The sequence below is a fragment of the Desulfosarcina cetonica JCM 12296 genome (assembly GCF_001311845.1).
Lineage (GTDB): Bacteria > Desulfobacterota > Desulfobacteria > Desulfobacterales > Desulfosarcinaceae > Desulfosarcina > Desulfosarcina cetonica.
The window spans coordinates 12,574-32,870 of the sequence record NZ_BBCC01000054.1; the positions used below are offsets into that span (position 1 = coordinate 12,574).

25 protein-coding genes and 3 pseudogenes are annotated in these 20,297 nt (G+C 58.9%); 27 read left to right on the plus strand and 1 reads right to left on the minus strand.

Translation table 11 applies throughout. The annotated features are described in order from the left end of the window. The first annotated feature begins 382 nt into the window (after positions 1-382). The 5 genes and pseudogenes from JCM12296_RS13865 to JCM12296_RS50490 all read left to right on the plus strand — a co-directional run. The gene (locus JCM12296_RS13865) at positions 383-1,282 is read left to right on the plus strand and encodes a DUF364 domain-containing protein (protein WP_213184127.1); all 900 of its coding nucleotides are present in this window, start codon (positions 383-385) and stop codon (positions 1,280-1,282) included. Positions 1,283-1,378: 96 nt separating this feature from the next. Further along, positions 1,379-2,818: a radical SAM protein gene (locus JCM12296_RS13870; protein ID WP_218188077.1), complete on the plus strand. Its 1,440-nt coding sequence runs from the start codon at positions 1,379-1,381 to the stop codon at positions 2,816-2,818. Beyond that, on the plus strand, positions 2,734-3,249 hold the full coding sequence (locus tag JCM12296_RS41830) for a substrate-binding domain-containing protein (protein WP_218188078.1): 516 nt from the start codon (positions 2,734-2,736) through the stop codon (positions 3,247-3,249). Before JCM12296_RS13870 ends, JCM12296_RS41830 begins: the two co-directional genes overlap by 85 nt. Continuing rightward, entirely contained in the window at positions 3,246-3,944 is a 699-nt protein-coding gene (locus JCM12296_RS13875; RefSeq protein ID WP_054694038.1) for a GntR family transcriptional regulator, read from the plus strand. Before JCM12296_RS41830 ends, JCM12296_RS13875 begins: the two co-directional genes overlap by 4 nt. A gap of 360 nt (positions 3,945-4,304) precedes the next feature. Further along, a pseudogene (locus tag JCM12296_RS50490) lies at positions 4,305-4,511 on the plus strand (dimerization domain-containing protein); the annotation flags it as partial. On the opposite strand, the gene JCM12296_RS41835 reads toward JCM12296_RS50490, so the two are convergent. Then, positions 4,479-4,673, minus strand: coding sequence for a hypothetical protein (locus tag JCM12296_RS41835; RefSeq protein WP_218188082.1), 195 nt, complete (start codon positions 4,671-4,673; stop codon positions 4,479-4,481). The pseudogene JCM12296_RS50490 and the gene JCM12296_RS41835 sit on opposite strands and share 33 nt — an antisense overlap. A 71-nt stretch (positions 4,674-4,744) precedes the next feature. Here JCM12296_RS41835 and JCM12296_RS41840 point away from each other — a divergent pair, with 71 nt between their 5' ends. The 22 genes and pseudogenes from JCM12296_RS41840 to JCM12296_RS38310 all read left to right on the plus strand — a co-directional run. Further along, positions 4,745-5,353 (plus strand): class I SAM-dependent methyltransferase, encoded by a 609-nt coding sequence (locus JCM12296_RS41840; RefSeq protein WP_218188079.1) that lies wholly within the window; start codon positions 4,745-4,747, stop codon positions 5,351-5,353. A gap of 25 nt (positions 5,354-5,378) precedes the next feature. Further along, entirely contained in the window at positions 5,379-6,230 is an 852-nt protein-coding gene (locus JCM12296_RS13885) for a DUF364 domain-containing protein (protein WP_213184130.1), read from the plus strand. 95 nt (positions 6,231-6,325) lie between these two features. Then, positions 6,326-8,578 carry a TonB-dependent receptor gene (locus tag JCM12296_RS13890; protein WP_054694042.1) on the plus strand — a complete coding sequence of 751 codons (2,253 nt, stop codon included), beginning with the start codon at positions 6,326-6,328 and terminating at the stop codon, positions 8,576-8,578. Positions 8,579-8,592: 14 nt separating this feature from the next. After that, complete coding sequence (locus tag JCM12296_RS41845) at positions 8,593-8,919, plus strand: hypothetical protein (RefSeq protein ID WP_218188080.1); 327 nt, start codon at positions 8,593-8,595, stop codon at positions 8,917-8,919. Beyond that, positions 8,865-9,308: a hypothetical protein gene (locus JCM12296_RS13895; RefSeq protein ID WP_218188081.1), complete on the plus strand. Its 444-nt coding sequence runs from the start codon at positions 8,865-8,867 to the stop codon at positions 9,306-9,308. Before JCM12296_RS41845 ends, JCM12296_RS13895 begins: the two co-directional genes overlap by 55 nt. Further along, the gene (locus tag JCM12296_RS38290; RefSeq protein WP_157067606.1) at positions 9,293-9,739 is read left to right on the plus strand and encodes an ATP-binding cassette domain-containing protein; all 447 of its coding nucleotides are present in this window, start codon (positions 9,293-9,295) and stop codon (positions 9,737-9,739) included. Before JCM12296_RS13895 ends, JCM12296_RS38290 begins: the two co-directional genes overlap by 16 nt. Continuing rightward, positions 9,739-10,134: an ATP-binding cassette domain-containing protein gene (locus JCM12296_RS38295; RefSeq protein ID WP_157067607.1), complete on the plus strand. Its 396-nt coding sequence runs from the start codon at positions 9,739-9,741 to the stop codon at positions 10,132-10,134. Before JCM12296_RS38290 ends, JCM12296_RS38295 begins: the two co-directional genes overlap by 1 nt. Further along, positions 10,077-10,967, plus strand: coding sequence for an ABC transporter substrate-binding protein (locus JCM12296_RS13905; protein ID WP_054694045.1), 891 nt, complete (start codon positions 10,077-10,079; stop codon positions 10,965-10,967). The genes JCM12296_RS38295 and JCM12296_RS13905 overlap by 58 nt, the downstream gene beginning before the upstream one ends. Positions 10,968-11,003: 36 nt before the next feature. After that, on the plus strand, positions 11,004-11,603 hold the full coding sequence (locus JCM12296_RS13910) for a class I SAM-dependent methyltransferase (RefSeq protein WP_054694050.1): 600 nt from the start codon (positions 11,004-11,006) through the stop codon (positions 11,601-11,603). Positions 11,604-11,771: 168 nt separating this feature from the next. Further along, on the plus strand, positions 11,772-12,809 hold the full coding sequence (locus tag JCM12296_RS13915; RefSeq protein WP_054694053.1) for an ABC transporter substrate-binding protein: 1,038 nt from the start codon (positions 11,772-11,774) through the stop codon (positions 12,807-12,809). Continuing rightward, positions 12,806-13,818, plus strand: a pseudogene (locus JCM12296_RS13920) (FecCD family ABC transporter permease). The gene JCM12296_RS13915 and the pseudogene JCM12296_RS13920 overlap by 4 nt, the downstream one beginning before the upstream one ends. Positions 13,819-14,015: 197 nt before the next feature. Beyond that, a pseudogene (locus JCM12296_RS49810) lies at positions 14,016-14,215 on the plus strand (TonB-dependent receptor); the annotation flags it as partial. A gap of 324 nt (positions 14,216-14,539) precedes the next feature. Next, positions 14,540-15,700 (plus strand): TonB-dependent receptor plug domain-containing protein, encoded by a 1,161-nt coding sequence (locus JCM12296_RS13930; RefSeq protein ID WP_340147864.1) that lies wholly within the window; start codon positions 14,540-14,542, stop codon positions 15,698-15,700. 15 nt (positions 15,701-15,715) lie between these two features. Then, positions 15,716-16,387: an ABC transporter ATP-binding protein gene (locus JCM12296_RS36390; RefSeq protein ID WP_246804289.1), complete on the plus strand. Its 672-nt coding sequence runs from the start codon at positions 15,716-15,718 to the stop codon at positions 16,385-16,387. Next, on the plus strand, positions 16,344-16,553 hold the full coding sequence (locus JCM12296_RS44470) for a hypothetical protein (protein ID WP_246804291.1): 210 nt from the start codon (positions 16,344-16,346) through the stop codon (positions 16,551-16,553). The genes JCM12296_RS36390 and JCM12296_RS44470 overlap by 44 nt, the downstream gene beginning before the upstream one ends. A 110-nt stretch (positions 16,554-16,663) precedes the next feature. Continuing rightward, positions 16,664-16,879: a hypothetical protein gene (locus JCM12296_RS38305; RefSeq protein ID WP_054694065.1), complete on the plus strand. Its 216-nt coding sequence runs from the start codon at positions 16,664-16,666 to the stop codon at positions 16,877-16,879. Further along, entirely contained in the window at positions 16,825-17,358 is a 534-nt protein-coding gene (locus JCM12296_RS13945; protein ID WP_172683901.1) for a DUF3450 domain-containing protein, read from the plus strand. Before JCM12296_RS38305 ends, JCM12296_RS13945 begins: the two co-directional genes overlap by 55 nt. 7 nt (positions 17,359-17,365) lie before the next feature. Further along, positions 17,366-17,587: a hypothetical protein gene (locus JCM12296_RS13950; protein WP_054694071.1), complete on the plus strand. Its 222-nt coding sequence runs from the start codon at positions 17,366-17,368 to the stop codon at positions 17,585-17,587. Positions 17,588-17,604: 17 nt separating this feature from the next. Beyond that, positions 17,605-18,804 carry a MotA/TolQ/ExbB proton channel family protein gene (locus tag JCM12296_RS13955; protein WP_054694074.1) on the plus strand — a complete coding sequence of 400 codons (1,200 nt, stop codon included), beginning with the start codon at positions 17,605-17,607 and terminating at the stop codon, positions 18,802-18,804. Further along, on the plus strand, positions 18,801-19,436 hold the full coding sequence (locus JCM12296_RS13960) for a MotA/TolQ/ExbB proton channel family protein (RefSeq protein WP_054694077.1): 636 nt from the start codon (positions 18,801-18,803) through the stop codon (positions 19,434-19,436). Before JCM12296_RS13955 ends, JCM12296_RS13960 begins: the two co-directional genes overlap by 4 nt. 2 nt (positions 19,437-19,438) lie before the next feature. Then, positions 19,439-19,858 (plus strand): ExbD/TolR family protein, encoded by a 420-nt coding sequence (locus JCM12296_RS13965; protein WP_054694080.1) that lies wholly within the window; start codon positions 19,439-19,441, stop codon positions 19,856-19,858. A gap of 237 nt (positions 19,859-20,095) precedes the next feature. Further along, on the plus strand, positions 20,096-20,297 hold a 202-nt coding region (locus JCM12296_RS38310), incomplete at its 3' end, for a hypothetical protein (protein WP_157067609.1).

Below are 20,297 nucleotides of genomic sequence, written 5' to 3' on the forward strand. Positions count from 1 at the left end.
CGTTACGCGTATCCCTCGTCACTGCGGCGTACGCCAAGTACGCCTCATTCCTCGGGATTCGCAAGCCTTGATCTCGGGCTTTTTACGAATCCGTCAAAATTGCCGGACGATGCCTCCCCTGCTTTACCATAAAGCCTCTTCGTAATTCCCGATAAGGGGTGTGGGAAACCGCGCCCTTCCCAGCCCGATTGCATGAAATTTTCCCGTTCCGCTTCCTTTATTGATGAATAATTGACGTGTTTAAAAATAATTTGACTTCTTTTCGCGTTATGTTGTATTAAACATCATGTAGATCCGGCTCGCATGAAATCAGGGTTAAGCATTTAGCAACCATCTTTCCGTCGGCGAATGGATGCGATTGCCCACCAAGGAGGCACCCGAATTGAAACCCAGCCATGATTTCCCCCCCACGGACAATGAGATCCTGATGGAAACCGTCACCCGGCTCCGTTCAATCCTCGGGAGGGATATGGATCGCCTCACCGTCGAACGGACCGTCGTGGGAATTTTCTTTTCCGGGGTCAAATTATCCAACGGGGACGGAGGAATTTGCTTTACACCGATCAAGGAGATTCCCGAAGCCGTCTGCTGCCCCAGTTCGGCCCGTGCGATGCCCAATGCCGGAAGGCTGGACGGACAAACGGTCAAAGCGTATCTCGAACGCATGAACCGCGGCGGCCCCCTGCACAAGGCCCTCGGCATTGCCGTGCTCAATGCCCTGTCGGCAACCTGCTGGCGCGGCCAGATCCCCATCGCCTACAATTTGTTAAGCGGTGCCGACCCGGTCGACAACCACCCCATCCCTGATGATGCCGTCGTCGTCGTCATCGGTGCCCTGGTTCCCTATATCCGCATGCTTAAACAACGCGGCCGTCCCTTCCATATCCTGGAAAAGGATCCGCGCACTCTCAAAGCCGACGAGATGCCGTTCTTCACACCACCGGAAAAGGCCCATGCGTGCATCGCCGCGGCGGACCTGATCATCATCACCGGGACCACCTTGATCAACGCCACACTGGAAGGAATATTGGCTCAAAAATCGCCCCATGCGGAAGCCATTCTGGTCGGTCCGACGGCCAGCATGCTTCCGGAAGCCTTTTTTAAGCGGGGCATCCAAGCCATTGGCGGCATCACGGTCACCAAACCGGACCTGCTGCTCGACACGCTTTCCCAAGGCGGATCCGGCTACCATTTTTACGGTCGGTCCGCCGAGCGTCTGGTGATTGCCCAATCGACGGCACCCGTTTCCATGCCCTTGATGGCGGCCTCGGGTGGTCAATGAAAAGAACATGTGGCCGATTGCGCGCATGCGCAAAGGGTTTTTCCCGATGCTGCGCCCATCGACCGGGTTGGCCAAAGGCCTTCAGGACGAAAAGAAATGAACCATCACCATTGCACCATCTGCGAATTACGCTGCCGCTTGGTCCCCGGCCAGCCGGGGGCCTGCGGTCTCTATGAATGGCAAAACGGCAACATTGTGGAACGTTACCCGGACCGGTTCCTGGTCATCTGCCCGATCTCCATCGAAACCATGCCGATGCTGCATTTCCGCCCGGGTTCGAAATTCCTGCAGATCACCACCACCGGTTGCAACTTCAATTGCCCGGGATGCATCTCGACGACCTTGGTGAAAGCCATGTCGCCCGACAGCAAGGCCCTGCATCGACGCACGGCCGATGAGGTGGTGGCCGAGGCGATACGATCGGATTGCGAAGGGATCGTTTTTTTGATGAACGACCCCCTGGCCGCTTTTCCCCGTTTCCTGCGCATCGCCGAACTGGCCCATCATCAGGGGCTCGAGGTGGGCTGTTCCTCCAACGCCTATTTCACGCCGGAGTCCCTGAGCCAGTTGCTCCCCTTTCTGGACTTCATCAATATCGGCATGAAGGGTTTCACCGATGCGGCCTACAAAGCCTGCGGCGCACCATCGCTCCGACCGGTCCTGAGAAATCTGGCGGCCCTGCACGGCGCCGGTGTGCACATCGAGATGTCGTGTATTCTCACGCGCCACAATGCCGCGGAGCTGCTGGAGCTGGCCCGGCATATGGGCCGCCTGTCGCGGTGCATGCCGCTTCAGGTGATGCGTTTTCTGCCTTTCGAGAATGCCGGCATCGATCTGGAGCCATCCATCCGCGAGGCCGAGGATTTCTGCCTCACCGCCCGGCAGTCGCTCGACTATGTCTACCTCTTCAACACGCCGGGCAGCGACTCCCTCCACACCCGCTGCCCCCACTGCGGCCACGTGATTCTACGGCGGGAATTCTACGGCCCCATGGGCGCTAAACTGAAAACGCCCAAGCAGGGCCTGCCCGTGGACAACAGTTGTCCGGCCTGCCCCCACCTTTTACCCATTGTCGGCCCGCCGGCTGCCGCCACTTATCAAGAAGGTGACTTCGAAGGCGGCTATCCTTTGACCCGTGCCATGGAAATCGTGGAAGCCATGCTCATCGCCATGGGGGTCACCCGCCGCGACGTGGTGGTCGCGGCTTGGGAGGAGATTTTGCAGGATGGCGGCCTCAAACGGCTGCACCAATCCATCCAGCGTCCACGGGATTATATCGCCACCCTACGGGATTTCGGCCGCAAGGCCGGTGTTCCGGAACGTGCCGAGACGCTGGCCGCCTATCTGGAAAAGCAACTGGCCCGCGTGGCGGACGCCTGGCATCGCCCAAACGCCGCCCCCGGGTCTACTACGCCATGGGCAAGCCCTGTTTCTACATCAACGGCGGCCGCATGGAGAATCAGCTGGTGGAATTGGCCGGCGGCATCAGCCTCAACCGGACGCTGGCACCGGGCGGACGGCCCGGCCACAACCTGAGCCTTGCCCGGCTTAACGCCCTTGATCCCGACATCATTTTCATTTCGGCATTTCTCTCCAACCGGGTGGACGATTTCATTGCCGAATGCCTCTCCCTGGGCGTTACGGTCAAAGCGGTGAGACATCGGCGGGTTTTTGTCCATCCGGCGCCGGGATGGGATTTCGGCAGTCCCCGCTGGGTGCTCGGCCTGTTGCACATGGCCAAGGTGTTTCACCCCCAGCGCTGCCACTACAACGTCATGGCAGAAGCCCAGATCTTCTATCGCGGCTTCTACGGGATCGACTTCGATCCCCAACACGTCAACCGATCGTTTGCCAAACCCACCGATACGTGGCTTTGGCAATCGGTCGAACCGCTCCCTGTGGCAGCCCCCCATACCTCCCGTGAAAAAGAGATGCCGTGCTGCCCCGAAAGGATACTAAGCGCATGAAAACACCCAGAAATCTCGCATTGGCGTCCTACAACGCCATCAAGGAAATGATGATGAGCAACGCGATCGTCCCCGGGCAACGGTTGATCCTGGTGGACCTGGCCGAAAAGCTCGGGGTGAGCCGAACGCCGGTCAACAACGCGCTGAGCATTCTGGCCAAGGAGGGCTATCTCAAATTCATTCCCAATCAGGGATACTCCGTGCGCCGCCTGACGCGGGAGGACGCCGAAGATCTGTATGAGGTCCGGGAAGCCCTGGAGTTGAGCAACATCGGCAAGGCCCTGCAAAAGATGACCGACCTGGACGGCATCAAGCTGGAGGAGGCCAAAATCGCCTACGCAGACGGCGTGGCCATCCAGGCCTATAGCAAACTATTCCTCCTGGACGCCGAGTTTCATGCCGTCATCATCGCCATGGCCGGAAACCAGTTCCTCGCCCAGCAGTACAACGAGTTGTGCCAGATGATCGCTCTGTGCTTCCGGCCGGAAGAGCTGGAGAGCAAGCGATTGCCGGAAAGTGTCCGCGAACACAATGAACTGTTCCAGGCCATTTGCCGACGGGATGTGGAGAGCGCCAAGATTTTAATCCGCAGACACAACGTCAATGATCGTTTCAGGGCCAAAAACATGATTCCGGCCAAACCGCCGCGTACCCCCAAAGCCCCGGAATGGATGTTCGCCGCACGCATGGCATGAATCTGTCGCGAAACCCTGTTGCGACAGATCGCAGGTAGATCCTGAAGATTAAATGAGGCATTCCGGGCAGAGGTGTATCGGCGTCTGCCAAGGATGCCTCATGCTGTTCTCACACATGACGGATTCGTAAAATCCCGATAGCAGGCAGGCTATTCGTGGACATGACTTACATATCGATACAATAACGTTTTAAAATTATGTTTGACAATTGAGTTTTTGCTCTTTAATAAGCATTTTTATAATTTTAAAAACATATTTTGTATGTTTTAAAATTATCCTTCAGGATGAATCGAACCTTGCCCAGCACCAATACCCATCACACCCAGGGAGAAGATTATGGCCACCCAAGACCGCTCGCTGATGAATCTGCGCCTACCATCAGGAATAGAGAAACTCGACCATGTCATCGAAGGGTACCAATCCTTCCAAGCCCTGCACGCCGCCCTGGAACTGGGCGTATTCGCGTTCCTTGACAACAGGGGGCCCAGCAACCGCAATACCATCGCCGAAGGCATCGGGATCAACGGGATGTTTTCAAGGGATTTTCTCAACACGCTGGTGGATATGGGGTTTCTGTCCATCCACAATGAATTGTATGTCAATACCAAGGCGGCCAACGATTTTCTCCTGCCGCGCAGCCCGTTTTTCCAAGGTGCGTGGATCCAAAGCGCCACCCGGAATGCTCACTGGAGCGACCTGGCGGCGGCCATGCGGCGTGAACAGCCGCAAACGGGCGCCTTCAACGCCGGCCCCAGCCTGATTTTCTCGATGCACTCGGCCAGCGTGCCCTTCGCGGGGAATTGCAATCGGTCACCGAAGCCATCTCCAACTGGGATGGATTCTATAACGCCAGACGGTTGCTGGACATCGGCGGCGGCCACGGCCTCTACGCCATTGCCCTGTGCCAGGCAAACCCACATCTGGAAGCAACCGTGTTGGATAAACCCTTCGTCATCAAAACCACCATGCGCTATGTCACGGATTTCGGAATGCAAAACCGCATCGTCGCTCAGGCCGGAGATATCACCGAGGATGATTTCGGTTCAGGGTATGATATCGTGATCGTCTCCCACCTGCTCTACAAATTTCGCAAAAATCTGGCACCGATTTTCGACAACGTGTGCGCCTGCCTCAATCCCGGCGGGCTGTTGGTGAGCAATCATTGGTTCTGCGCTCCCGGATGTGCCGCAGAAGGAAGCGGTGTTCAGGAGTTGGGTAAGGCACTGCAAAGCTTCGGCCATCCCCTCTGCCATGTGGAAGACTTTGACAAGCTGTTTGCCGCCAAGGGACTGCAACTGCAGGAAACCTGCGTCGTACCCACCGCATTCGGTCCTTCACGCCTCAGCTTGGCCGTCAAGGAAACGCAAACAGCCATCGGCGAGCCGCAACCCTCCAGCTGCTGTTGTTAGGGTGCTGGCAAGAAGGAGTGAAACCGTGATCCCCACGCACCATGTGTCCGATACGTTGTTAATGGAAACCGTGGCCCATTTACGCTCGATGCTGGGGCCGGAAATGGATCAATTGACGGTCGAACGTGCTGTCATCGGGATATTCTTCTCAGGCATCAAACTGTCCAACGGCGAGGGCGGCATCTGTTTTACGCCGGTCAAGGAGATTCCCGAAGCGGTCTGCTGCCCCAGTTCAGCACGGGCCATGCCGAACTCCGGCAAACTGGTCGGGCAGCCGGTCGGGTACTACATCCAGCGCATGCAGCAGGGCGGGCCGCTGCAGAAAGCCCTGGGTATCGCCGTTCTCAACGCGCTGTCGGCCACCTGTTGGCGTCTTCATCCGCCCACGAGCTACCGGCTCATCAAAGGCATTGACCCGGTTGAGAATCGAACGATCGCTGACGATGCCGAGGTCGTCGTGATCGGTGCCCTGGTGCCATATTTCCGCATGCTCAAACGCCGGGAGAAGCCGTTCACCATCCTGGAGAAGGATCCGCGCACGCTCAAACCCGACGAAATGAAATTTTTCCAACCCCAGGAAAACGCCGGCAGGTGCATTGCTGCCGCGGATCTGTTGATCATCACCGGCACCACCTTGATCAACAACACCTTGGAAGAAATTCTGGGCCAGATGAAAAGCGGTGCCGAAGCCGTGCTGGTCGGCCCCACGGCAAGCATGCTGCCGGATGCATTTTTCAGCCGCGGCATCACATCTATCGGCGGCATCATGGTAACCGATGCGGACCGGCTGCTCGACACCCTGGCCGAGGCGGGGTCGGGCTATCACTTTTATGGAAAATCGGCTGAACGGCTAGTGATCGAAAAGCAGCTCAATTGATCCACTGATGACGGCAAACCTTCCCTCGTAATGGCATCTACTCACGCGGATACGAAAAAGGAATCGGAAACGACTTGAGAAAAAGGACTCGCCGCATGAAAACGCACGCATATCTGAACTCGGGCAGGAAACCCACGATTCTTTTATTGGTGAGCATGATCTTTTTTTTAGCTTTCAACGATAGCCATGCGCAGGAAACGGCCCAAACGGACACGGATGTTCAGACCCTTCCCCCGGTCAACGTGGTTGATGAAAAGGAATCGGCAACCACCATCACCCCACCGGAATCGGTCGTGGGCACCCAGGAAACCGTCGGCAGGGCCACCATCGGCATCCAGGGCGGCGCGGAACAGATCAATCCGTACAAGGCCATTTCCATGCAGCCGGGTGTGGATATTCGCAACAACGATGCCTTCGGGCTGGATATCTCCCATCGGATTCGCGGGAAATCGGATCGCAATATCGGGGAAACCATCGAGGGCTTGCCGATCAAGGGCATCGGTCCGGGAATCGGGTTGAGCACGATGATGGACCTTGAGAATATCGACACCATCTCGGTTTCCAAGGGCGCGGTTTCAGCGGACAGCGGCTTCGGGTATGGCAGCGACAACGGAATGGTGGACATGCGGGTCCGGCGACCCGGCGACAAAAGCCACGGGATGGCCAAGCAGGCCCTGGGAAGCGACGCCTTCACCCGCAGTTTCATCCGTCTGGACAGCGGTGAGATGGGCCGGATTGCCAAGCTGTTTGTATCCGGCTCTTATACGGAAGCCGACAAATGGAAGGGCAGCGGTGATTCGCCGGACGGCCGCAAGAATGTCGCCATGGGTCTTTCGGGAACCACCGACCAGCCCATCCAATGGGAATTTTACGGTGTCTACAACAATGACAGCAAGCATTCCTACCGAGGGCTGAGTTACGAGCAGACCCGGGATCTGTCGGCCAACACGGATTTCGACTACAACGATTCCCTGACCGGGAACAGCGCCACGGATGCCTATTACTACGATAACAATCGCCAGCATTTTGAAACCAGCACCGTTTTCGGAAAGATCGCCATTCCGTTGAGCGATCATTCATCCCTGACGATCAAGCCATACTACCTGCACGACCGGGGAACCTGGTATTTGGGCAGCAGTGGCAAGGTGATCGATTGGTCGGTGGATCACGATACCATGGGAGGCGTGATCGAGTACCGGTATGCCATCGATCAGGGCGAAATCAAGGCGGGCTACTGGTACCAGGAAGACGAAGCACCCGGACCGCCCACATCGAGAAAGTACCGCTCCACGAAAGACCTGACGTTCTTGGGCTGGGAACGGCTGGTGGAAGTGGACAATCACAAGTTCAGTAGTCCTTTTGTAACGGCGGAGAAAACCATTGGGGCGACCACACTGGCGGCGGGTGTGCGCTATCTGTGGCTGACCCAGCCCGATTTGACCAGTTACGATGTCACCGGCCTTCCCGATGTGGATTATGACGATGCACTGGCGCTGGATCCGGATGTTAAGCTTCACGTGGATGGCCAGACCCATGAGGTTTTCCTGCCCAATATCGGCATCACCCATCGTTTCCAGGACGCCCTCCAACTCCGGGCAAGCTATGGCCGGACCTACAACACCCCCCATTACAGCCTCGGCAAACAGATCACGACCCTTCAGGCCAAGGGTATGAGCGACGCCGAGCTGCAGGCCGTATGGGACAGCATTGAACCGGAGACCGGCGATAATTTCGATCTGGGGCTGAATTATACCTTTGACCGGGGGTTTATCACGCCGACCGTATTTTACTCCCTGATGAAAAATGTGGGCGGCAGCTTCTACGATCCCGATCTTGACATGACCTATACCCAAAACTCCGCCGAAGCCCAATCCTACGGTGTCGAACTGGCGGCCGGCTGTACCCTCACGCCGGAATTAAGCGTCAGTGCGGCCATAACCTATACCCAATATGAATTCACCAGCGACATCGAGGCGGCCGGTGGTTCGACCATCGAATCCGATGGGCATCAGATCCCCGATGTGCCCGAATGGATGGCCAACCTCTCGCTGAACTGGGAGAAAAACGGCTACCGGATCACGCCGAGTATTCGCTACATGGGTGAGCGCTATGTGGATGTGGAAAACAAGTACTCCCTGGGTGCCTATTTTCTCGTCGATCTGGCCCTGAGCAAAACCTTCCAGCTGACCTCAAAACAGGCGCTCACCGTCTCGTTTTCGGCAACCAACCTGCTGGACAAGGAATATATTTCGGACATCTCCGCCGCGGATGCGGCCATCGGCCAGGACACGACCTATACCGTCGGCGCGCCGCAGACGTTCTTCATCGCCTTGCAATACGACATTTGAAAGGAGCTTACCGGGTGTCCCTTCGTTTCGTCATCGTCGCCGGCCCCCCCTCCTCGGGGAAGACATCGGTCATGCTGCATGCCATCGCGCATCTGAAGAAAGACCGCATCGCGGTGGCGGTGTGCAAGATCGATTGTCTGGAAACCGCGGATGACCGGCGCTATCGCCAGCTCGACATCCCGGTGGCCATCGGGCTCAGCGATTACCTGTGTCCGGATCATTTCTATGCCGTCAATCTGGAAGAGGTGTGGGACTGGGCCATTGATCAGGCGCCGAGGTGGTGGTGGTGGAAACCGCCGGGCTCTGTCACCGGTGTGCCCCGGCCGTGGACGGCTGCCTGACCCTTTGCGTGATCGACAACCTGGTCGGTCTGGAGACGCCCAAAAAGATCGGCCCCATGCTGAGCACCGCCGATATTATCGCCATCACCAAGGGCGACATGGTTTCCCAGGCCGAAAAGGAAGTCTTCCGCGATGCGGTGGAAACCGTCAATCCCCGCGCCCGGGTCATCCATGTCAACGGTCTGAGCGGCCAGGGAACCCTGGCCCTCAAGCGGGCTATTCTCGCCACCCCGCCGATGGAGAAAATCACCGGTCAGGCCTTGCGATATGCCATGCCGGCCGCGACCTGTTCGTACTGTGCGGGAGAGACCATTGTGGGCGCGTCGTTCCAGATGGGCAATATCAAGAAAATCGATTTCGGAGAAGTTGATCCATGCTGCGGAAAATAACCCTTCTGGGCGGCCTGGACAAAGACAGCCGGCCGGAGCCGATCCGACGCCTGGAGATCCACCCCGGCGAGATCCTGGCCGTGGTCGGTCCGACCGGTGCGGGCAAAACCCAGTTGATCGCCGACATCGAGCAGTATCGCGAGGGCGAATCCCCCACCGGGAGACAGGTGATCATCGATGATGATCACGCCGCCGAGGCGCCGTCATCTCCGGTCCCGCGCCATCTGGTGGCGGAAGTCTCTCAAAAAATGAATTTCATCATCGATGCCTCGGTCGCCACGTTTTTGACCCGGCACGCCAAGGTTCGCGCCATTTCCGCCCCCGAGGCCATCATCGAAACGGTGCTGAGCGTGGCCAACCAACTGGCCGGCGAGCCCATCTTACCCACGGACAATCTGACCCGGCTCAGCGGCGGCCAGGCGCGGGCTTGATGGTCGGCGATGTCGCCTTGATCAGCAATGCACCGGTGGTCCTGATCGACGAGATCGAAAACGCCGGCATCGATCGGCTTCTGGCCATGGCCATCCTTGCGGCCCATGGCAAAATCGTGCTGGTGGTGACCCATGACCCGATGCTGATGCTGATGGCCGGGCGCCGGGTGATCATGAAAAACGGGGGCATGCACAACCTGCATCGCACCACCCCGGCAGAGATCGCCATCAAGGAAACGCTGGCCACCCGGGAAAAGGAACTCTCCCAACTACGGGACATCCTGCGTAGCGGCCGGCAGCTCACCGACAACGTTCCCCAAAAGGAGGCGCCAGACCAATGGCCAGCATTTTGTTGCACTGCCCGCTCAATATCAGCCGATCACTCGGTCAAATGATAGACGATTTCTGCCGGACGTGGCAGGAAAAACACGGCATTGAGGTGACCCTTCAGACCCAGCCCCATCGCCCGGATGAGGCCAGTCTGTTTCAGACCGGTCTGGATGAGGGTCAGTTTCCCGACCTGACGCTTGGGCATGTCAATGACTTCGCCGATCTTCCGGACGGCTATCTGCAAACCTATTTTAGCGCCCTGCCCGATCGCTTTCCCCTTAGAACCGAGCTGGTCGAACAGGGATTCCGGGACCCGGCCGGCTATTTTCATCCGTTTGTCGTCATTCCCTTTGCGATCTTTTACAACCACCAGCTGATCGGCGCGGATGAGATCCCCCGCCGGTGGGAGGACCTACTCGATCCGCAGTGGCATCAAAAAATTCTCATGCCGGATGTCTTCCGGGTGGTCTCCAAGGTGATCCATGCGTTCATGCAGGCGGATTTCCCCGATGGCATCGACCCATTCAGGCAAAACGCGGTCTGCAAGGGTGCGCCTCCGGAAGTGGTCACGGCCGTGGATGAGGGACGCTACCCCCTCGGCATCACCAATATCGCGTTCGCGCGGGTTTCGCGTCATAAAAATACCCGCGTCATCTGGCCCGCGGATGGTCTGTTCTGCATGCCCCAGGTCATGGTCTTCAGCCGGCAGGCGCCGGATGCCATGCTGGAAATCGGCGATTTTCTCATGTCTCCGACGGTTCAGGATTACTTTTCCCTGCAGAGTTTCGTACCGGCCGCCCCGAATGTGTCGCTGCATTCGCTGGTGGCGGAGAACCACTGCCATCTGCGCTGGAAAAACTGGCCTGCGTTTCTTGAAGCCGTGGGTGACAAGCAATAGCGGCAGTTTGAAAAAAAGAACTAAAGGAGAATTCCCGTGCTGTCCAATGGTCGACATTCGTTATCTCCGGTGTATCCCCTGATCGCCCAGCAAATTGTCGATGACTACCAGGTGACCTGCGGCACCTGTATCGATATCGGCACCGGCCCCGGCCATATCGGCATTGAATTGGCCAAAATCACCGATCTTACGATCTACTTCGTGGATCTGAAACCCGAGGCCCTATCCAAGGCCAAGCACCGTGTTGCCGAATGCGGCCTGAACAACGCGGCCCACTTTGTGGAAGCCGATGTCTGCCAGCTGCCCTTCTGCGAGCATTTCGCCGATCTGGTGGTCAGTCGTGGGTCCCTCTGGTTCTGGCACGATCAGGTCAAGGGCCTGCAGGAGATTCACCGCATTCTCAAACCGGGTGCGATTGCCTTTGTCGGTGGCGGTTTGGGCCGCTACACACCGGCCAGCATGCGCAAGCGATTGAAAGGCCTGGGACGCAAGATGATGGAAAAACACGGCGGCGCCAAATTCCTCAAGGGCGCCGAACTCGGGCAACTGCTCGGCGAAACCGGGCTGAACGGGTGTCGGCTCGTCACCGATGTAAATGATCAGCCGGCGACGTGGATAGAGATGCACAAATCTTGACGGATTCGTAAAGAGCCCAATATCGGCGTTACGCGAATCCTTCGTCACTGCAACGTACGCAAAAGTACGTCTCGCTCCTTAAGGATTCGCAAGCTTGATCTTGGGCTCTTTACGAATCGTCGGAACAGCGGCTTTTTGCGAGGTCATCAACCTGGAAAGGCGATCACCATGCGGCAATCTGCAGGTAAGCTTCTGATCTTTGTTCTTCTTCTATGGGCCGTGGCAAGCGCCCCGGCCCAGGCCCGCCAGATCACCGACATGGCCGGGCGCACGGTCACCGTTCCGGACGTGATCCACAAGGTCTACGGCACCTCGCCGCCGGCGACACTGATGGTCTACGCCATGGATCCCGCCCTGGTGGTCGGATTGAACATGCCCGTCAGGCCCGATAACGTCCCCTACCTGGATCCACGCATGACCGCCTTGCCCGTGATCGGGGGATGGTTCGGCCAGGGACGCAGCGCCAACCTGGAAACCCTTCTGGCATTGCAGCCGGATATCATCCTGGTCTGGTGGTGGAAGTACTCGGCCATGGATGAGAAAATAGCCAACGCCTTGGAACCGCTGGGCATCCCGGTGGTGTACATGGCACTGGACCAGTTGGCGGATTACCCCAAGGCCTTTGATTTCCTGGGGATGTTGTTCAACCGGGAAGCGCGGGCCCGCACGCTCGGCAACCATGCACGGCAGGTCCTTGCCGAAGCTGCGCGGGTGCGCGCGGCCATCCCGACGGACGCCGGGGTTTCGGTGTACTATGCCGAAGAGGCGGACGGTCTCTCCACCGAATGCCACACCTCCGTGCATGCCGAGCTGATTGCGCTGAGCGGCGGCGAGAATGTTCACCGCTGCATCCAGCGCACCCGCATCGGCAAACAGAAAATTTCCATGGAACAGGTCCTGAATTACGATCCCCAGGTCATTGTCGCCCACGAGCGCCTCTTCTTCGAGCACATCAAGAAGGATCCGAAATGGCAAAACATCCGTGCCGTGCAGAGTGGGCGCGTCTACCGGATTCCCAACCGGCCGTTCAACTGGTTTGACCGCCCGCCCTCCTTCATGCGCCTGTTGGGATTGAAATGGATGCTGCATAAGCTCTACCCGGATCACACGGCCATCGATATGGTCGCCGAAACGCGGCATTTCTATCAGCTGTTCCTCAATGTCGACCTGGACGAAGCCGCCGCCCGGGACCTCTTGGCCCCATGAAGCGGACCGTTGCCATACCGGCTCTATTGGCGGTCGTCGGCGTGACCGCCCTGGTTTCCCTCACCCTGGGACGCTATCCGGTGAGTCTTTCCGACCTGGTCCATTTTCTCGACGCTTCCTTTTCCGGTTCGGCGGCATTGTCGGATCGAAAGCTCCAAATTATCAAAAACCTTTTGATCGATATCCGCTTGCCGCGGGTGGTCGCCGCCATCCTCGTCGGCGCCTCCCTGTCCGTCTCGGGCACGGTGTTCCAATCCATGTTCATCAACCCCCTGGTATCGCCGGGTCTTCTGGGGGTGCTGGCCGGCGCTTCCTTCGGCGCCGCGGTTGGCATGATTTTGGCCAAAAGCTGGTGGGTCGTTCAGGCCAGCGCCTTCGGTTTCGGGTTGGTCGCCGTATCGGCGGCCTTGGCCATGTCCACGCTCAACCGCGGAGAGCGGCTCCTGATGCTGATTCTTGGCGGCATCATCAGCGGTGCCCTGTTCACCTCCCTGCTCTCCGTGGTCAAATACCTGGCCGATCCCTATGAACAACTGCCGGCCATCGTCTACTGGCTCATGGGCACCTGGCGGCCGTGGACCGCACGACGGTCCTTTCGGTCTGCGGCCCCATGGTCGGTGCCATTTTCATCCTCTTCCTGCTTTCCGGATATCTCAATGTCATGAGCATGGGAGACGAGGAAGCCCGGGCACTGGGGGTCAACGTGGCCCTGCTGCGTATCAGCTTCATCTTCCTGGCCACGGTCATCAGCGCCCTGACCGTGGTGCTGGGCGGCATCATCGGCTGGGTGGGATTGCTCATCCCTCACATCGCCCGCATGCTCGTCGGACCGGACAACCGGATCCTTCTGCCGTCGGCGGCCCTCATCGGGGCCACCTATCTGTTGATCGCCGATAATATCGCCCGTCTCTTGTTCAGCGTGGAAATCCCCATCGGTATCCTGACCTCCTTGGTCGGTATCCCCTTTTTCGCTTTCGTGCTGCGCAGAACCAAGAAAGGATCGTATTGATGATGAAACACGGCCCCCTTTTCCCCCTTGCCTTTCCGATCGTCATACTGCTCGCGGGACTGCTTCCCCCAACGACGGCCTTGGCCGATTCGACCAGCTCCCTGCCGCCGGTCGTCGTTACCGCGACGATGACCAAGCAAAACCTGGATGTGGCCCCCGGAACCGTGCAGGTCATCACGAAAGACGAGATCGATGCCATGGGCGCCGAAAGCGTCACCGACGTATTGGAGCAAGCCACCGGCATCGTCATCCTCACCGGCGCCGGCCGTACCCAGTCGGCCTCCTGCGGGGGTTGGGGACCGGCCACACCTTGGTTTTGTTGGACGGGCGCCGAATCGTCAGCGGTTATAAGATCAATCTCGACGTCAATCAGATTCCGGTAACACTCATCGATCACATCGAAATCGTTCGCGGACCCGGATCGGCCCTTTACGGCAGCGAGGCCACCGGCGGGGTGATCAACATCATCACCCGTCAACCGCCCCGGCAGCCCGAGGGCGAGGTCGATCTTCGCGGTGGCATTGGAAAGAGCGCCGAGCAGTCGGCGCAAGGCATGGTCGGCACGGCCATGGGGCCCGTGCGTTTCAATGTGGCCGCCGCCCATTTCAAAAAGGACGGTTGGGACGGTGACGACGAACTGCCCGACGATATCGACGACACGGTTCAGGATATGGCCTTTCTGCATGGGGCTCTGGACCTGGGAGAATTCCAGACCTTGAGCATGGGCGGCGAATGGAACCGATTGACCCGGGACGGACTTCGTCTGCTGCAAAACCGGGAACGCCGTCGCGAGGCCGATGATCGACGCTGGGGCGGTTTCCTGAAATACGATCTTCATCCCGTCGGCCCCTTTTCCGGGATGTTCCAACTCTACGGCAACCGCAACAAAAGCGATGTGGAAATCACCCCCGGAACGGATGAGTCGTCACGCAGGCGGGACCTTTTTCAGGTAGAGGGCCGCGGCACCTATCTTTTCGCCGAGGGTCTATCCCTGACCGCCGGCGGCGAATACCGCCGGGAAAGCCTGGAGGGAGAAGAACTGGTAGATTCGGCAACCGATGGCGAATCCGACCGGGTCAAGGCCCTCTTCGGTCAAATCGACTGGCAACCGGCCGACTGGTTCAACATCGTCGGTTCCCTGCGGTTCGACGATTATGAGAACTCCGGTTCCCAGTTCTCACCACGGTTGGTGGCGAGCTTTTTTATCCCCCACGGCCGCTTCTGGCTGGCCTATGGTCACGGGTTCAGGGCCCCCACCCTCGATGAGATGTACGGGGAAGTTTATAAATTCCAGGGGCGCCAAGTCTACTACGGCAATCCGGATCTGGATCCGGAAACGTCGCGGGGCTACGAAGCCGGCATCGAATTGCGTGGCCCAAGGGTTTGGGGACGGGTCGTGGGCTTCTACAACCATCTGGAAGATAAAATCGAAGCCCAACGCATCTCTACTTCCGGCAGGAACAGCACCTTCGAATACCATAATGTAGACGAGGTCTGGACCGCCGGTGCCGAAGTCGAGGCCGGCATCAATTTGCTCGATCATCTCACCCTGACCGGCCAGTCGACCTACCTCGAGACCGAAAACGAGGAGACCGAAGAGGAACTGGCCTACGAGCCCAACTGGAAGGGCAGCCTGACCTTAAAATGGAATGTCCCCGCATTCAAACTGGAAACCCGGCTGCATTATCTTTACGTGGGATCCTGCGAGGACGGTGAGGGAAACCGGCTCGACGGCTATGACCGGGTGGATCTTTACGTGGCCAAGGCGCTTACCGCCAACCTGCGTCTTTACGCCGGCTTGGACAACATCTTTGACGAAGATAACGACGACTTCACCCAATCGCCCTTTCAGGTTTATGCGGGCGTAAACATCAGCTTTTAAGTGGAAATAGATACCATGTCCCTGATCACCGTCCATCACCTCACCTATGGCTACGACCACCATCCGGTCCTTCGCGACGTTTCGCTTGCTTTTGCACCGGGAGAAGTGGTTTCCCTCTTGGGACCCAACGGCAGCGGAAAGACCACCCTGTTGAAGCTGCTTTTGGGCATCCACACGCCCCAGCACGGCACCGTCCGCCTGGAAGGCCGCCCGGTCACGGATATTCCCCCCAAATTGCTGGCCCGGCGCATCGCCTATGTGCCCCAGGTGCATCGCCTGACCTTCGGGTACCGGGTCCTGGATGTGGTGCTCATGGGGCGCATGCCCCACAAGCCGTTTTTCTTCCGCTACGACAAACAGGACGACGCAGCCGCCCACCAGGCCCTGGAGCGACTGTCCATCGGGCATCTCAGCGAGCGGCCCTACACGGCGATCAGCGGCGGCGAACGTCAGTTGGTTCTGATCGCCCGCGCTGGTCCAGGGGGCCGACATCTTTGTCATGGACGAGCCGGTCAACGGGTTGGATTACGGCAACCAGATCCGTCTTTTGGGGCGCATCGCCGACCTGGCCCGGGATGGGTACACGTTTATCAAGACCACCCATTTCCCGGACCATGCCCTGTGGATTTCCGATCGGGTGGTCATGCTCAAAAAAGGGACTGTTGTCGCCGACGGGCGAACCGGTGAGGTCGTCACGCGCAACAATCTCTACCAGCTCTATAACACCCATGTGGATGTTCGCGAGCTGGGCGGCGGCTGCCGCATCTGCGTTCCCGAAGCCCTCTATCAATTCAAGCGTCCGATGACGGGATTCAACCCGGCCATCGTCAAATTGGCACGGGTCGCCGGGTAATCGGGAAAAGATCGATGGCGGAGGAAAAAAATCATGCATAGGATCGTATCGCTGATCGTCATACTGACGTTTGCCACCGTGGCGGTGCCTGGCTGGGGGAAGCGCAATCCGTGGAAAAAACGGTCGAACAGCCGGTGCAACAGGCAGTCAAGATCCGGCAACAGACGCGCCAGAAAGAGACCGCCTGGCAGGAAGAACGCAGCCGGCTCCTCGATGAGGTCGCACACCTTCAGAAGGAAAACGAAGCCCTGGCGGAAGCAACACCCGGCTGTTGGATGAAAACAACGCGGCTGCGGCGCGCATCGCGGAGAAAACCACGGAGCTAACGCACATGGAACAGATCGGCGCCCAGATCGATCCCTTCCTGGACGAGGTTCTGACCAGGATGCGTCGTCTGATCGCCGCGGATCTGCCCTTTCTGCCAGACGAGCGTCAGCGCCGTGTCGATAGCCTCGAGCGGCTGTTGATCGATCCCGAGGTCAGCCAAAGCGAACGGTTACGCAAACTCATGGAAGCCCTGATGGTTGAACTCGAGTACGGGCAGACCATCGAGGTCACCCGCCAGACGATTGACATCGCCGGTGAGGCAACCCTGGTGAATCTCTTCCGCCTGGGCCGGCTGGCGCTCTTCTATCAGCACCTGGACGGCGGTGACTGCGGCTTTTACAACATCGCCGAGGGTACCTGGCAGCCGCTGCCGCGCCGATACCAGGGGGCGATTCTGGCCGCCATGGAGATGGGCGCCAAACAGCGGCCGGTGGATATTCTCACCTTGCCCATCGGACGGATTGAGATAGAAAAATGAGATATGGATGCACTTCTTTACTGATCGTTTTGTGCCTGGTGTCAGGCTTACCGCCACCCCGTGCCGCGCCCAGGGGATGCGCACGTTGCAACGCCGCGCCCAGGAAGCGCGGCAGGCGCTGGAACAAAAAGCGGCTGCCGAACGGGATGCGGCCCGGCAAGCGTCCGCCCGTATCCTGGAAAAATCGGCCATGACAAAACCGCCCTGGTTCGTCTGGTTGCCGACCTGAAAGCCCGGAACACCGCGTTGCAGCAGCAGCGCCAGGACCTGGAGAAAACAAGCCAGCGCCTTGAAGCAGACGAAGCGGCAATCCATCAACGCCTGGCCGATGCCGACAGCATGGTGCGGGAGCTGGTGGGCGTACTGCGGATCAACGCCCGGGATCTTTCCGCCCTGATCGACGACAACCTGAAGACCGCGTTGAACCCACCGGACACCAGCGGGTTGCAGGGGCTTTCCGATCAGACCGTCTTTCCCGGGATGGCCGACATCCGCAAGATGATCGATCTTCTCTTCGGCCAGATCACCACCAGCGGAGACGTTTTACTGACCCCGGGAACCATCGTGGACCGTGACGGCCGGAAGGCCCGGGCGGAAATTCTCACCATCGGCGGGTTCAGCGCCGCCTACCGGATCGGAAAAGAGATCGGGTTTCTCGGCTACGCCCCTGCCGAAAAACAGTTCTACGCCCTCTCCCGGCTGCCTTCGGGACGCCTGCAAAAAGAGATTCGCCGCTACATGGCCGGAGAGAGCGATGCCGTGCCCCTGGATCTTTCCCGGGGTGCCGCCCTGCAGCAAATGGCCCACCAGCCCGACCTGTGGCAGCAAATCCGCGCCGGCGGTCCCTTGATCTGGCCGATCCTGGCCATTTTGGGCGTGGCGACCCTCATGGTGATCGAACGGGTGGTCTTTTTGCTGCGACGCCGCCTGGATGGCGACGGGTTGTTGCAGCGCATCGCCGACCTGGCCGCCAAACACAATTGGCAGGCCTGCCGCCAGGCCGCCCTGGGCCTGGGCGGAAAGCCGCTGGCCCGGGTGCTGACAGCCGGCCTCGATTACTGCCAGGCCCCGCTGAAGGCCATGGAAGATGCCCTCCAGGAGGCCATTTTAAAGGAGATTCCGCCCATGGAGCGCTACCTTGCCGCCTTGGGTATGCTGGCCGCCATCGCCCCGCTGTTGGGATTGCTGGGAACGGTCACGGGCATGATCGACACCTTCCAGGTCATCACGCGCCACGGTACCGGCGACCCCCGGTTGATGTCCGGCGGGATCTCCGTCGCCTTGGTGACGACCATGCTGGGGCTGTCGGTGGCCATCCCGATCATGCTGGCGCATACATTGATCGGCCGGGCCGTGGACAACCGGATCGGCGAGCTGGAAGAAAAAGCCGTGGCCCTGGTCAATATCGTGCATAAAAGCAGGGAACAAGCACCGGGAGAACGATGATCGCCTGGATGGATGCATGGCTGCGCAGCTTGGAGGATCTTTTGACCACCGGCGGGGTGATCATGCTGCCGCTGATGGCCATCTGCCTGTTGATCTGGCTGCTGGTGGCCGAACGGCTCTTTTTTTTCAGGCGCCTGCGGCGGCGGATGAAGCGACAAACCGCCCGGGCGGATACCCGGTCCGAACACCGGCCGAATGAGGGTGCCATGGCGCTGTTGGCGGTCGAATTCAAGAATCGTCGGGGAAGCAATCATGCCATGGACCGCATGATTCTGCACGAAGCCGCGCTGGCCTTGAGCGGGCATCTGACGGACCGCCTGGCGTTGATTGGTGTGCTGGTGGCCATCGCCCCCCTTTTGGGCCTTTTGGGAACGGTCACCGGCATGATGACCACCTTCGATGTGCTGGCCATTTTCGGCACCGGCAATGCCAGGGCCATGGCCGGCGGCATTTCCGAAGCCCTGATCACCACCCAGACCGGCCTCTTGGTGGCCATCCCGGGCCTGGCCATGAAGGTGCTGTTGGACCGAAAGGCCCATGGCCTGCATCAGGAGATCACCGCCGCGGGGTATTATCTGGGACGGCAGCTGGATCTTGGCAATGATGAACACCTGTCCGTCCAAGGGGATTGACTATGATCAACATCACCGCAGCAAGGCGTAATCGCCAGCGCAGCGCCGACATCAACATGGCGCCTTTGATCGACATGGTCTTCATCCTGCTGATTTTCTTCCTGGTGACCACATCCTTCGTCAAGGAGACAGGCATCGAGGTGCATCGCCCCACCGCATCCACGGCGGGAACCAGCAACAAGGCCACCCTCCTGATCGCCATCGATCCGCAAAATCGGGTTTTCATGGATCATCATGAAATCGATGTCCGCGCCGTGCGCGCCAACATGGCCCGCGCCCTGGCCGAAAACCCCGATGGCGCGGTGGTGGTGGTGGCCGATACGGCCAGCAGCACCGGAACGGCAATCATGGTCATGGATGGCTGCCGGCTGGCCGGCGCCAAGAACGTTTCCCTGGCCGCCAGCCTTCCCCAAGGGCCATGATGCAGTCATTCGGGCTGCCCGTGCCAGGACAACCGCAGTGGGTTTATTGTTACGCTTTCTTCACCTTGGCGACGTGTAAGAATGTCAAATACCCAAGGAAAAATGCCAAATGGCGGTATTCTGACGATTTATAATCGATATCAGCCTTCAATTGACATTTGGATTTTGGCATTTGGCATTGATTGATCCCAAACACTTGGTTTCTAATCATACCAAAAACAATGGGGAGAAATCACCATGCATTCGACAACCCTGTCTTCCTTTTCCAACCAGCCGCCCGTTGACCGGCGCTGGATGTCGTGGGTTCTTAGCGGGTTAACCGGCTTGGGGGTGACCCTCATCCTCTTTAGCGTGGTGCCAGGCTTGCTCCACCCGGATGCCCTGCCCGCCGCCAGCTTCCCCCCGGCCACCCAGGTCAATGTGATTCGCCTGCCGCGAC